Annotated in this window: 10 protein-coding genes; 2 read left to right on the plus strand and 8 right to left on the minus strand. The window is 72.1% G+C overall.

Going from position 1 to position 13,266, the window contains the following annotated elements; genetic code table 11:
• Positions 1–1,063: peptidoglycan binding domain-containing protein (locus tag ABD317_RS08190; protein ID WP_486389003.1), on the plus strand; the 1,063-nt coding region annotated here is incomplete at its 5' end.
• Between the two features lie 195 nt (positions 1,064–1,258).
• On the opposite strand, the gene ABD317_RS08195 is transcribed toward ABD317_RS08190, so the two are convergent.
• From ABD317_RS08195 to ABD317_RS08230, 8 genes are all read right to left on the minus strand, one after another.
• Entirely contained in the window at positions 1,259–2,158 is a 900-nt protein-coding gene (locus ABD317_RS08195) for a hypothetical protein (RefSeq protein ID WP_344289120.1), read from the minus strand.
• A gap of 122 nt (positions 2,159–2,280) precedes the next feature.
• Complete coding sequence (locus tag ABD317_RS08200; RefSeq protein WP_344289121.1) at positions 2,281–3,363, minus strand: ABC transporter ATP-binding protein; 1,083 nt, start codon at positions 3,361–3,363, stop codon at positions 2,281–2,283.
• 134 nt (positions 3,364–3,497) lie between these two features.
• Positions 3,498–4,505: an ABC transporter ATP-binding protein gene (locus tag ABD317_RS08205; protein ID WP_344289123.1), complete on the minus strand. Its 1,008-nt coding sequence runs from the start codon at positions 4,503–4,505 to the stop codon at positions 3,498–3,500.
• Positions 4,506–4,512: 7 nt separating this feature from the next.
• Positions 4,513–5,475, minus strand: a complete 963-nt coding sequence (locus ABD317_RS08210) for an ABC transporter permease (protein WP_344289124.1) — start codon at positions 5,473–5,475, stop codon at positions 4,513–4,515.
• Positions 5,468–6,391 (minus strand): ABC transporter permease subunit, encoded by a 924-nt coding sequence (locus ABD317_RS08215; protein WP_027754412.1) that lies wholly within the window; start codon positions 6,389–6,391, stop codon positions 5,468–5,470. The genes ABD317_RS08210 and ABD317_RS08215 overlap by 8 nt, the downstream gene beginning before the upstream one ends.
• Before the next feature lie 45 nt (positions 6,392–6,436).
• The gene (locus ABD317_RS08220) at positions 6,437–8,083 is read right to left on the minus strand and encodes a peptide ABC transporter substrate-binding protein (protein ID WP_344289126.1); all 1,647 of its coding nucleotides are present in this window, start codon (positions 8,081–8,083) and stop codon (positions 6,437–6,439) included.
• A 269-nt stretch (positions 8,084–8,352) separates the two neighbouring features.
• Complete coding sequence (gene typA / locus ABD317_RS08225) at positions 8,353–10,227, minus strand: translational GTPase TypA (protein WP_344289128.1); 1,875 nt, start codon at positions 10,225–10,227, stop codon at positions 8,353–8,355.
• A 164-nt stretch (positions 10,228–10,391) separates the two neighbouring features.
• Complete coding sequence (locus ABD317_RS08230; RefSeq protein ID WP_344289130.1) at positions 10,392–12,605, minus strand: ABC transporter family substrate-binding protein; 2,214 nt, start codon at positions 12,603–12,605, stop codon at positions 10,392–10,394.
• Positions 12,606–12,965: 360 nt separating this feature from the next.
• Here ABD317_RS08230 and ABD317_RS08235 point away from each other — a divergent pair, with 360 nt between their 5' ends.
• Positions 12,966–13,256, plus strand: a complete 291-nt coding sequence (locus ABD317_RS08235) for a hypothetical protein (protein WP_027754416.1) — start codon at positions 12,966–12,968, stop codon at positions 13,254–13,256.
• Positions 13,257–13,266 lie beyond the last annotated feature (10 nt).

A 13,266-nucleotide genomic window follows, 5' to 3' on the forward strand; every position in this document is an offset into this window, starting at 1 on the left:
CCCCGGCTCCGCCGCCGCACCGCCGCCCGGCCCCGCACCGGGCGGTGAGTCCCCGCCCGTACCGCCGCCCGCCCCCGCCGCCCGCTCCCGCTCCGGGAGCGCGCCGGGCCGGGCCCGCGGCGACCGCAAGAAGCTCGCCGTCATGGCCGGCGCCGGCGTGTTCGGGGTGCTCTGCATCGCGTACGGCGCCGGGCTCGTCCTCAACAACGACGACGTGCCCAAGGGCACCACCGTCCTCGGCGTCGACATCGGCGGCAGCTCCCGCGACCAGGCGGTCGCCAAGCTCGACGCCGCGCTCCAGGAGCGTACGAAGGCGCCGCTCGTGCTCCGCGTCGGCGACGCGGAGCAGAAGCTGACCCCGGAGTCGGCCGGCCTCGGCATCGACACCGCGGAGAGCGTCCGCTCGGCGATGGGCAGCGACTACAACCCGGTGTCCGTCATCGGCTCCCTCTTCGGCGGCTCCCGCGAGGTCGACCCGGCGATGGTCGACGACGAGGACAAGCTCCGGGCCCAGCTGCAGGAGATCGCCGACGAGGCCGGCGGCGGCAAGGACGGCATGATCCGGTTCGAGGAGGGCGAGGCCGTGCCCGTGCAGGGCGAGCCCCACAAGGCCGTGGACGTGGACAAGTCCATGAACGTGGTGCAGGAGGCGTTCGACCAGCGCGCCGGCGGCGGCGCGAACAAGCCGGTGACGCTGCCGGTCTCGCAGCAGCAGCCGGCCGTGAGCCAGGCGGAGTTCGACCGCGCGATGAACGGCTTCGCCGAGACGGCCATGTCCGGCTACGTCGCGGTGCAGGCGGGCGACCGCTACATCGAGTTCAGCCCGGAGCGCTCGATCTCGCAGTTCCTGACCATGCAGGCGACGCCGGACGGCAACCTGGCGCCGAAGGTCGACCTGGAGGAGTTGGAGGCGCTCTACGGCAGCACCTTCGACGGGCTCCTCGTCGAGCGCGGCGACGGCAGCAAGACGGAGATCACGCCTCAGGACGTGGCGAGCGCGCTGATGGGCCCGCTGCGCGAGACGGACCCGGCGAAGCGGGTGGGCGTCATCGACGTGGCGTGACCGCGGGACCGCGGGACCGCCTCCGGCGGGGACGGCGGGGGGGGAGGCGCCGGTGTCGGAGGTTCCGCCGCCCCACGCCCTCAAGGGCGTGGGGGGGCCGGGGTGTGCGCTCGCCGGGCGGGGCCGGTGCGAGCTCCCCGCAGCGGGCCGGCTCGCGGGCGGTGCCCCTCAGACGCGGACGGGAGACCGGGCGCCTCAGGCGTTGCGGCGCTTGCGGGCCACCACGACGGCCCCGGCGCCGAGTGCGGCGAGGCCGCCGAGGCCGGTGCCGAGCGGGAGCCAGAAGTCGGCGCCGGTGTGCGACAGTTGCGCGGCGGCGTTGCCGGGGCCGGCCTCGAAGTCGTACGCGGAAGCGGGGGTGCGGCGGCCGGGCGGCTCGAAGCCGTCGCCGTCCTCGTCCGTCCCCCGAGCCGCCTCCGCCCCCGGTGCGGCGGAAGCGGGGGGTTCGGCGGCGGAGGGTTCGGGCCGGGGTGCCGCGGTGCCGGGGAGTTCGGCCGCGGGGCCTCCGGCGCCGGGGAGCTGGGGCGCCGCAGAGGCTTCGGGCTCGGGGAGCGGGGCGCCGGAGGGGTCGATCACGGGGAGTTCGGTCCGGGAGGTTTCGCCCTCGGGGACTCCGGCCGCCGAGGGTTCGGCCCGGGAGAGTTCGAGCCCGGGCCGCTCCGGCTCGGGCAGTTCTGGCCCGGGCAGTTCTGGCCCGGGCAGTTCTGGCCCGGGCAGTTCGGCCTCGGAGAGTTCGCCACCAGAGAGTTCGGGCCCAGCAGGTTCGATCACGGGGAGTCCGGGCCCGGCGGGTTCGGTCACAGGCAGCTCGCGCCCGGGACGTTCGGGCTCGGAGACCGCCCCGGCCGCCGCCCCCGCGGCGGCCTCGAACTCGGCCGCCGCGACCGCGGCTTCGGCCGCCGCCCGCTCCAGCGCGGCCTCCGCCTCCGGAGCCGGCCACCGGGTCTCCCCCTCCCCCGCACCCTCGTTCCCGGTCTCCGCCGCGGCCCCGGCGGTCGGCGCCGCGTGGGCCCCCGGGGCCGCACCCGCCAGGGCGGACACGGCGAGGAGCGCCCCGCACAGCACGTGGAGCCGGCGGCGTGGCAAACGCTTCATGGTGGATGGCCCTCTCCTGGGTGACGGGGCTTCGGTGGCCGACGCCCACCATGGCTATCACCGATACGCGATAAAACCGACTAACCAGACTTCCCTCTCTGCGGCAGATTCGCCCCCTCGGCCTACGCGCTCCCCCGCCGCCGTTCCTCGTCCTCCCACTCCGCCGCGAAGTGGCACGCCGACGGGTGCGCCACCGCCCCCTCCGCCTCGCGGAACCACGGCGGCACGTCCAGCGCCGGGTCCTTCTCCGCACAGACCGGCTGCGCCTTCCAGCACCGCGTCCGGAACCGGCACCCCGACGGCGGGTCCGCCGGGGACGGCACGTCGCCGGCGAGCAGGATCCGCCCGCGCGTCTCCCGCGCCTCGGGGTCCGGCACCGGCACCGCCGAGAGCAGCGCCTGCGTGTACGGGTGCGTGGCGTGCTCGTAGATCGCCGTGTCGGTGCCGGATTCCACGATCCGGCCCAGGTACATCACCGCGACCCGGTCCGAGATGTGCCGGACGACGGACAGGTCGTGCGCGATGAAGATGTACGACAGGTGGAACTCGTCCTGCAGCCGCTCCAGCAGGTTGACCACCTGCGCCTGCACCGAGACGTCGAGCGCCGAGACCGGTTCGTCCGCGACGATGACCTCCGGCCGCAGCGCGAGGCCGCGCGCGATCCCGATGCGCTGCCGCTGCCCGCCGGAGAACTGGTGCGGGTAGCGGTTGATGTGCTCGGGGTTGAGCCCGACGACGTCCAGCAGCTCCTGCACCCGAGCCCGCCGGCTGCCCTTCGGCGCCACCTCGGGGTGGATGTCGTACGGCTCGCCGACGATGTCGCCGACGGTCATCCGCGGGTTGAGGGAGGTGTACGGGTCCTGGAAGACCATCTGGATGTTGCGCCGCACCGCCCGCAGGGCGCGCCCGGACAGCCGGGTGATGTCCTCGCCCTTGTACCGGATCCCGCCGGCCGTCGGCCGCTCCAGGTTGACCAGCATCTTGGCGATGGTCGACTTGCCGCAGCCGGACTCGCCGACGATGCCGAGGGTTTCGCCGCGGTGGAGGTCGAAGGAGACGCCGTCGACGGCCTGCACGGCGCCGACCTGCCGGTGGAAGACGATCCCCTGGGTGAGCGGGAAGTGCTTGACGAGGTCGCGCACTTCGAGGATCGTCTCGCCGCCCGGCGCGTCCGCCCGCTTCGCGGTCACCTCAGGGCTGGTCATGGAGCTGGTCCTTCCAGAAGTGGCAGGCGCGGGGGCCTCGCCGGCCAGGCCATACCCCGACCCGCGACCACCCACCGAGCCACTCAGCACCGCGGCAGAGAACCCCGGAAAAAAGAAAGAGTCGAGCATCCACCTCACGACCGGTCATGCAACTGGTCCCTCCAGAAATGGCAGGCGCTGCCCCGCCCGGCGAGAGGGCGCCCCGCGTCGTCGGTCACCTCGTACAGCGGGGGCCGGTCGGTCCGGCAGACGTCCTGGGCGCGCGGGCAGCGGGGGTGGAAGGGACAGCCCGGGGGGATCGCGAGGAGGCTGGGCGGGGTGCCGCGGATGGCACTCAGCTCCAGGCCCTTCTGGTCCAGCCGCGGGATGGAGTCCAGCAGCCCGCGGGTGTACGGGTGGGCCGGCGCCTTGTAGAGGTCGTGCACGGGCGCCGTCTCCATGATCCGGCCCGCGTACATCACCGCGATCTTGTCGGCGACGTCCGCGACCACGCCCAGGTCGTGGGTGATGAGGATGAGCCCCATCCCCGTCTCCTCGCGCAGCTCCGCCAGCAGGTCCATCACCTGCGCCTGCACGGTGACGTCGAGGGCCGTCGTCGGCTCGTCCGCGATGATCAGCTCCGGGCCCAGCGCCAGCGCCATCGCGATCATGATGCGCTGCCGCATGCCGCCGGAGAACTGGTGCGGGTAGTCGTTCACGCGCGCCCGGGCGGCCGGGATCCGGACCCGCTCCATCAGTTCGATCGCCGCGGCCCTGGCCGCCGTCCGGCGCGCGCCGCGGTGGACGCGGAACATCTCGCCCAGCTGGAAGCCCACGCTCAGCACCGGGTTGAGCGACGACAGCGCGTCCTGGAAGATCATCGCCATCCGCTCGCCGCGCACCCGGCGGCGCGCCTCGCGGCCCAGCGTCAGCAGGTCCTCGCCCTGGAAGAGCACCTGCCCGCCGGTGACGAACCCGGGCGGCGAGTCGAGGATGCCCATGACGGCCTGCGCGGTGACGGACTTGCCCGAGCCGGACTCGCCGAGCACCGCCAGCGTCTCGCCCGCCTCGACGCCGTACGAGACGCCGTTGACGGCCCTCGCCACCCCTTCCCGGGTGCGGAACTCCACCGTCAGGTCGCGGACGTCGAGCAGCGCGGTCACGGGCACCTCACCTGAGCTTCGGGTCGAGCGCGTCGCGCACCGAGTCGCCGAGCATGATGAACGCGAGCACGGTCAGGCTCAGCGCCCCAGCCGGCCAGAGCAGGGCGTGCGGCGCGTTGCGGATCTGCTGGGAGGCGGTGGAGATGTCGCCGCCCCAGGAGATCGTCGGCGGCTTCAGGCCGACGCCGAGGAACGACAGGGTCGCCTCCAGCGCCACGTACGTGCCGAGCGCGATGGTGGCGACGACGATGATCGGCGCGACCGCGTTGGGCAGCACGTGCCGCAGCATGATGCGGCCGGTGGAGGCGCCGAGGGTGCGGGCGGCCTGCACGTAGTCGTTCTGCTTGGCCGTGATGACCGAGCCGCGGGCGATCCGCGCCACCTGCGGCCAGCCCAGCAGCACGATCAGCCCGATCACCGGCCAGACGGAGCCGCTCTTGATCACGGAGAGGAAGACCAGGCCGCCCAGCAGCATCGGGATGCCGAAGAACACCTCGGTGAGCCGGGACAGGACGGCGTCGCCCCAGCCGCCGAAGTAGCCGGCGAGGCCGCCGAGGACGGTGCCGAGGAGGGCGGCGCCGAGGGTCGCCAGGGTGCAGACGGTCAGCGACGCGCGGGCGCCGTAGACGGTGCGGTTGTAGACGTCGCAGCCCTGGCTGTCGAAGCCGAAGGGGTGGCCGGACTCGGCGCCGAGGTTGCGCCGGGCGATGTCGCAGTTGTACGGGCTGCCGCTGGCCACCACGCTGGGCCACAGGGAGATGAAGATCAGGAAGAGGATGAGCAGCCCGGAGACGACGAAGACGGGGTTGCGGCGCAGGTCGTGCCAGGCGTCGGACCACAGGCTGCGGGCCGGCTGGTCCGTCCCGGCGGCGCCGCCGTGCTCGGCCTGCAGGATGTCGCTGCCGGGCAGCGACTCCGCCTCCTGGGTGCCGAAGTCCGCCCGCTGCTTCTCCCGGTAGCGCTCAGGCATAGCGGATCCTGGGGTCGAGCACCGCGTACAACACGTCCACCAGCAGGTTCGCGAGCAGATAGACGATGACGAGGACGGTCACGAAGCCGACGACCGTGGGGGCGTTCTGCCGCAGGACGCCCTGCCAGAGCTGGTAGCCGACGCCCTGGATGTTGAAGATCCGCTCGGTGACGATGGCGCCGCCCATGAGGTTGCCGATGTCGATACCGAGGAAGGTCACGACGGGGATGAGGGAGTTGCGCAGCAGGTGGCGCACCGTGATGCGGCGGCGCGGCAGGCCCTTGGCGACGGCGGTGCGGACGTAGTCGGCGCGGGCGTTCTCGGCCACGGAGGTACGGGTCAGCCGCGTGGTGTACGCGAGCGACACCAGCGCCAGCACCACCGCCGGCAGGACCAGTTCGTTCCAGGGCGCCTCGGACGACACGGCGGGCTTGACCCAGCCCCACTTGACGCCGAGCAGGTACTGCAGCACGTAGCCGGTGACGAACGTGGGGACGGAGATGACCACCAGCGTGACGAACAGCACCCCGGTGTCCACCGCCCGGCCGCGCCTGAGCCCGGAGACCACGCCGAGGGCGACGCCGATGACCATCTCGAAGAGCACGGCGAGCAGGGCGAGGCGGACGGTGATCGGCCACGCGTTGCGCATCAGGTCGAGCACCGGCTGGCCGTTGAACGCGCGGCCGAAGTCGCCGGTGAAGATGTTGCCCATGTAGAGCACGTATTGCTGCCACAGGGGCTTGTCGAGGTTGAGGTCCCGGCGGATCTGCGCCGCGGTCGCCGGGTCGGGCGCCCGGTCGCCGAACATGGCGGCGACGGGGTCGCCGAGCGCGTACACCATGAAGAAGATCAGGAACGTCGTGCCGATGAACACCGGGATCATCTGCAGCAGCCGCCGGATCACGTAGCGGCCCATGGGCGCCCCTCCTCTCCTCGCGTGTCCGCTCCCTCCTCGCCGCGGCTAGTCGACCCGGATTGCCGGGTAGTTCGGCACGCTGAAGGGGTCGAGCATGACGTCGGAGACCCGGTCGGAGTGGCCGGCGATGCCGTTCTGGTACCACAGCGGGATCGCCGGCACGTCCTCGGCGAGCAGCCGCTCCGCGTCCTTGTACTTCTCGACGGCCGCGGCGGTGTCCTCGGCGGCGTTGGCCTGGTCGACGAGGTCGTCGAACTTCTTGTTGCTGTACTCGCCGTCGTTGGAGGACGCGTCGGTGTAGTACGTGGGCGCGAGGAAGTTCTCGATCAGCGGGTAGTCCATCTGCCAGCCGGAGCGGAACGGGCCCGTGAACTCCCGGTCCACGACCTGGGAGCGGAAGTCCGCGAAGGTGCCGACCGGGTTGACGACGCAGGCGTTCTCCTTGTCCAGCGTCTTGTTGATGCTGTTGCAGACCGCGTCCATCCACTCCTTGTGGGAGCCGGTGTCGACGTTGGAGGAGATCGTCAGCCTGCCGCCGGGGAAGCCGCCGGCGTCCTCGATCAGCTTCCGGGCCTGCTTCGGGTCGTACTCGCACAGGTCGCCGCAGATCGTGTCGTCGAAGCCGCCCTTCTCGCCGATGACCGGGGAGGTCCAGTCCTTGGCGGGGATGCGGGTGTCGTTGTAGATCTGCTCGGTGATCGCCTCGCGGTCGATCGCCATGGAGACGCCGCGGCGCAGGTCGGCCTTGTCGTCGCCGCCCCAGCCCTTGTCGTAGAGCGGGAAGGCGAGGGTCTGGATGATGCCGGCCTCCTGGTTGATGAAGCGGTCGCCGAGGTCGCTCTCGGCGTTGGCGAGCTGGCCGGCGGGCAGTTCGTCGGAGACGTCGAGGTTGCCGGCCTGCAGGTCGGTGTAGGCCGTGTTCTGGTCGGTGTAGACCTTCAGCTCGATGCCGTCGTTCTGGGGCTTGTCGTCGCCCTTGTACTTCTCGTTCCTGACGAGCTTCATGGACGAGCCCTTGGAGTACGAGTCGATCTTGTACGGGCCGTTGCCGATGGGCTTGTCGAGGTACGCGTCGTGGTTGTCGAAGAACGCCTGCGGAAGCGGCGCGAAGGCCGGGTAGCCGAGGGTGTCGGGCCAGATGGACAGCTTCTGCGACAGCTTGACGGTGAACGTCCGGTCGTCGACGACCTTCAGCCCGGAGAGCTTCTGCGCGCTCGGCTGGGTGCCCGCGTCGGTGGGATGGACCTCGTCGTAGCCGTCGATGTACCTGAAGAAGCTGCTGTTGACCTGCTGGTTCTTGATGTTGGCGGCGTAGTTCCAGGCGTCCACGAAGGACTTGGCGGTGACCGGCTCGCCGTTGCTGAACCGGTGACCCTTCTTGACCTTGACGGTCCAGTTCTGCTGGTCGTCGCTCTCGATGGACTCGGCGAGCATGTTCTTCGGCTCGGCGGTCTCCGGGTCGTACACGACCAGCCCGCGGGTGATGAGCTTGAGAACCTTGCCGCCCTGGACCTCGTTGACGTTCGCCGGCTCCAGCGGGTTCTGCGGGTCGCCCCACTGCGCGGTGACGATGTCGTCGCCGCCGTTGCCCGACGAACCGCCGCCGTCGCCGCTGTCGCTGCCGCAGCCGGTCGCGGCGAGTGCGGCGCAGACGACGCAGGCGGTCCACGAGGCGCGCGTGGCTCGGCGCATGGCTGCCTCCCAAGATCCCAAGTGTCACTTAAGTGACATAAGACCCCATAAGGGAATCCCGCGCTCCCGGTGGCACGCCATCGGGTGACCACAACCCCCCGGATGGCCCGAGCCGCGCGCCGGCCGGGACGGCACCGTCCTCAGGCCCTCACGCGCTCGCGGCCGTCCAGCACCGGGTTCGGCGTGGGCTCACCGTCCCGGCAGAACCCGGCGACACGACCCCCCGCGCCGAAGCCACCGGCCCCTTCCCACCGCGCCCGCCGCAGGCGTTACGCGTGCTTCGCCCGCGAGGCCGCCCGCGCGCGCTCGCGGCCGTCCAGCACCACCTTGCGGATCCGCACCGTGTCCGGCGTGACCTCCACGCACTCGCCGTCGCGGCAGAACTCCAGCGACTGCTCCAGCGACAGCTTCCGCGGCGGGACGATCGACTCGGCGATGTCCGCCGTGGAGGACCGGACGTTGCTGAGCTTCTTCTCCTTGGTGATGTTGACGTCCATGTCGTCGGAGCGGGAGTTCTCCCCGACGATCATGCCCTCGTACACCTCCGTACCCGGCTCCACGAACAGCGTCCCGCGCTCCTGCAGGTTCGTCATCGCGAACGCCGTCACCACGCCCGTCCGGTCCGCGACCAGCGAGCCGCTGCTGCGCGTACGCAGCTCGCCCACCCACGGCTCGTGGCCCTCGAAGATCGAGTGCGCGATGCCCGTGCCGCGGGTCTGCGTCAGGAACTCCGTACGGAAGCCGATGAGCCCGCGCGACGGCACGACGAACTCCATCCGGACCCAGCCGGAGCCGTGGTTCGTCATCGTCTCCATTCGGCCCTTGCGGGCCGCGAGGAGCTGCGTGATCGCGCCGAGGTGCTCCTCCGGGGCGTCGATCGTCATCCGCTCGACGGGCTCGTGGACCTTGCCGTCGACCTCCTTGGTGACCACCTCGGGCTTGCCGACGGTCAGCTCGAAGCCCTCCCGGCGCATCGTCTCCACCAGGATGGCCAGCGCCAGCTCACCTCGGCCCTGCACCTCCCAGGTGTCCGGCCGCTCGGTGGGCAGCACGCGCAGCGACACGTTGCCCACCAGCTCGCGGTCGAGGCGGTCCTTGACCAGCCGCGCGGTCACCTTGTGCCCCTTGCCGCCCTTGCCCACCAGCGGCGAGTTGTTCGTCCCGATCGTCATCGAGATCGCCGGCTCGTCCACGGTGATCAGCGGCAGCGCGACCGGGTCCTCCGGGTCCGCGAGCGTCTCGCCGATCATGATGTCGGCGATGCCGGCGACCGCGCAGATGTCCCCCGGCCCGGCCAGCTGCGCGGGCCGGCGGGTGAGTGCGTCGGTCATCATCAGCTCGGAGATCCGGACGTTCTGCACGGTGCCGTCGCGCTTGATCCACGCCACCGTCTGCCCCTTCTTCAGCTCGCCCTGCTCCACGCGCAGCAGCGCGATGCGGCCGAGGAAGTTGTCGGCGTCGAGGTTCGTCACGTGCGCCTGCAGCGGGGCGCCCTCGTCGTACGACGGGGCGGGCACGTGGTCCAGCACGGTGGTGAAGAACGGCTCCAGGCTGTCGCTGTCCGCCGGCACCGTGCCGTCCTCCGGCTGGGTCAGCGAGGCGACGCCGTCGCGGGCGCAGGCGTAGACGATCGGGAACTCGATCTGCTCCTCGTCCGCGTCGAGGTCGAGGAAGAGGTCGTACGTGTCGTCCACGACCTCGGAGATCCGCGAGTCGGGCCGGTCCGTCTTGTTGATGCACAGGATCACCGGCAGCCGCGCCTGCAGCGCCTTGCGCAGCACGAACCGCGTCTGCGGCAGCGGCCCCTCCGAGGCGTCCACCAGCAGCACGACGGCGTCGACCATGGACAGCCCGCGCTCGACCTCGCCGCCGAAGTCGGCGTGGCCGGGGGTGTCGATGATGTTGATGACGACCGGGTCCCCGCCGCCCTTGGGGTGGTACCTGACCGCGGTGTTCTTCGCGAGAATGGTGATGCCCTTCTCGCGTTCCAGGTCGCCGGTGTCCATGACCCGGTCGTCGACGGACTGCAGCTGGTGCTCGGCGAAGGCGCCGGCCTGCTTGAGCATGGCGTCGACCAGGGTGGTCTTGCCGTGGTCGACGTGGGCGACGATGGCGACGTTGCGGATGTCCTGGCGCGTCGGCATGGCTGGGCGGTGCTCCCGGGCTAGAAGGGGTTCTGCCGGGCGAATCAACCACGGCCGTCCCTATCGTACGGGCCCACCCCGACCCCACCCCTCGGGCAGCCCCCCACCCCGCCGAACGGCCCACACGCCCCCGCCCGGCGCCGGGGGTGGAGGCGGCCGGTTCGTCAGTTGCGGTAGCCGATGTCCTGGTACCGGGGGGTGGCGAAGCCGAAGGCGCCGGCGTTGGCGAGGTCGCGGTCCGTGGCGACCAGCTCCGGGCGCTGGTAGAGCGGGACCGAGCCGGCGGCCGCCCAGATGCGGGCGTCGGCGCGGGTCAGCAGCTCCCGCGACGCCTCCTCGTCCAGCTCGGAGACCGCCTGGTCGAAGAGCTGGTCGATCTCGTCGGTGCCGACCCGGGTGTAGTTCTGCTCGACGACCAGGGAGCCGTCGGGGGACGGCACGGGCTTGGCGTAGATCGGGCGGGCGTCGGTGGCGGGGTAGGGGGTGCCGGGCCAGGAGTAGAGCGCGAGGTCGTACTCGCCGGCCGCGACGTAGTCCTCGAAGTAGCCGGGCTCCCCGGCCTCCACGACCTCGGTCCGTACGCCGATGTTGTCCAGCATCTTCACCACCCGCGCGGCCACCGACCGCAGCTGCTCCGTGCCCCGTCCCTCCGGCACCACGAAGCGGAGCGTCAGCGGCTTGCCGTCCTTGACGAACGGCCGCTGCCGCGGCGGCTGCGCCACGCTCGCCTCCCGCTCCGCCAGCGCCGCGCGCGCCCGCTTCGCCGCCCGCACGGCCTTCTTGTACGGCTTCGAGGACTTGCCGTGCTTCGCGGCGGCCTCCGCCACCCCGGCCTGCCGGTCCAGCGCGATGTGCTGCGCCTGCGCCGGCTGCGCGGCCGACAGCGGCAGGTCGTACGTCGGCAGCGCCGCGCCGGCCGGCTTGTCGTCGCCGGAGTCGGTCCCGGACGCGCCGTCGGCCCGGTCGCGGCCGTTCCCGTTCCCGGCGTCCCTCGCCTCCGCCTCCTCCGACCGCGGGCCGCCCTTCCAGCCCGCCTCGGCCAGCATCTCCTGCGCGGCGACCACGTCCTGCGAGCCGAGCGCGGCGCTCTGGTCGCTGTAGCCGGGCTGGCCGGGCAGCAGGAGGTGGCTGCCCAGCGGCTTCGCGGGCAGGCCGTGCGGGCCGAGGACGCTGCGCGCCAGGGTGCCGCGGTCCACCGCGCGGGCCACGGCGCGGCGTACCCGTTCGTCGGCGAGCGGTCCGGTGCTGCCGTTGAGCGCGAGCTGCGTGTACGCGGGCTCCAGCGCCCGGTGCACCTTGTACGGGCGCGGGCCGGCCTTCGGCAGGGTGACCCTGTCCACCGGCTTGCCGTCCTGGGCCCCGTCGGGCCTGGCGACCTGCACCGTGGCCTTCGCGGCCGCCGCGGCGCGGGCGGCCTCCAGGGCCTCGTCCCGTTCGACGGCGGCGATGTCGAGGCGGTCGGCGGCGAGCGCCTGCTCGCGCGCGGTGCCGCGCGGCACCTCCTCGAAGACCAGCCGGTCGAGCAGGGCCCGGTCGCCCCACCAGCGGGGGTTGCGGACGAGGGTCACCGACTCCACGTCGTCCGCGGCGTTCTCGCCCCGCTTCCCCTTCTTCCCGCCGTCCTTCTTCTTCCCGTCCTGCTTCTTCCCGTCCTTGTATTTCTTGCTCTTCTTCCCCTTCCCCTTCTTCTCCTTCTTCTTCTCCTCGACGTCCTTGATCATGAACGGGCCCGCGATCTCCGGCAGCCCCGTCCGCGACGCGTCGTTGAACGCCTCCGGAGTCTTCGTCACGCTCATCGGGTACAGCGGCGAGAACAGCGCCTCCCAGTCCGCGTACGGCTCGTCGAAGACGACCTCCACCTCGCCCGGCTCCGCGCCGGCCGACACCGACTCGATCCGGTCGTACCCGGCGTTGCGCGCCGTCCAGTACGCGGTGTCCTCGCCGTTCAGCGCCAGCCACTGGGCCTCGAAGTCCTCCGGCCCGATCGGCCGCCCGTCGCTCCACACCGCCCTGGGATTCAGCCGGTAGACGACCCGCTGCTCGGGGGCGCGCTCCACGACCTCCGCGCTCTGCAGGTAGTCCGGGTCGGCCGTCGGGCGGCCGCGCTCGTCGAGGGTGAACAGCCGCGGCAGCACGGCGCCCGCGACGTGGTCGGTCGCCTCGCCCGCGTCGGCCTGGAAGACGTTGAACGTCTCCGGTGCCTCGTCGACGGCCCAGCGGACCGTGCCCCCGGGCCGGAGCTGCTCGCGCGAGACGGCGGTCACGTCGTGTACGGCGGCGGCCGCGTCGTCCGGGGAGGTGTCGCAGGCCGCCAGGGGCAGCGTGACGCCCGCCGCGATCAGCACGGCGGCGTACCGCCCGCGACTGTGAAGGGACATGCGCGATACCTCCGTGATGCACGCCTTTGGCGCCATTTGCCGTTCATCACACTTCTCCTGCCCCGCCACTCTCAACCGCGCCCCGCCCGCACCCCGCGGCGACACGGCGGGCGCGCCGCGCAACGCAACCCGTCCGGCCCAGTCGTACGGAGATCGGCCGATGAGTTTTCCGTACGGACCGGCAGGATCCGGCCTCGTACGTCACCCCCGGAGGGGGAAATCTGCAGATCCCTTCCCAAGCGAGCTTGTGACGCGCGACACTTCCCCCCACAGCGCCCGGAGCGCGCCTTCGCCGTGCGCGAAGGCCGCCCCCGGGTGCTCACAGTCAGCGCCGCCCGACCGAAGACGTGAGGGCATGTCATGACCCTGAACGAAGAACTGACCGCAGCGCAGCGCTGCGTCGACGACCTCGTACGCACCGTGGGCCGCCTGGAGCAGCGCATGGGGACCGGCGCGCTGGAGCTGCGCCGCGTGCGAGCCGACGCCGACCACCTGCGGGAGTCCCTCGCCCTGCTGCGCGAGGTCTCCGCCCAGGGCCCGCAGAAGGAGGGGCCGCCCCTGGTCCCCCTCACCGACCAGCCGTACGACCACACGCTGTGGCGGGACGCCGACGACGAGGGACTCGGCGCCGGCGGCCGGCACGCCCCATAGCTGACCCGCC

The organism is Streptomyces synnematoformans (assembly GCF_039531005.1).
Taxonomy (GTDB): domain Bacteria; phylum Actinomycetota; class Actinomycetes; order Streptomycetales; family Streptomycetaceae; genus Streptomyces; species Streptomyces synnematoformans.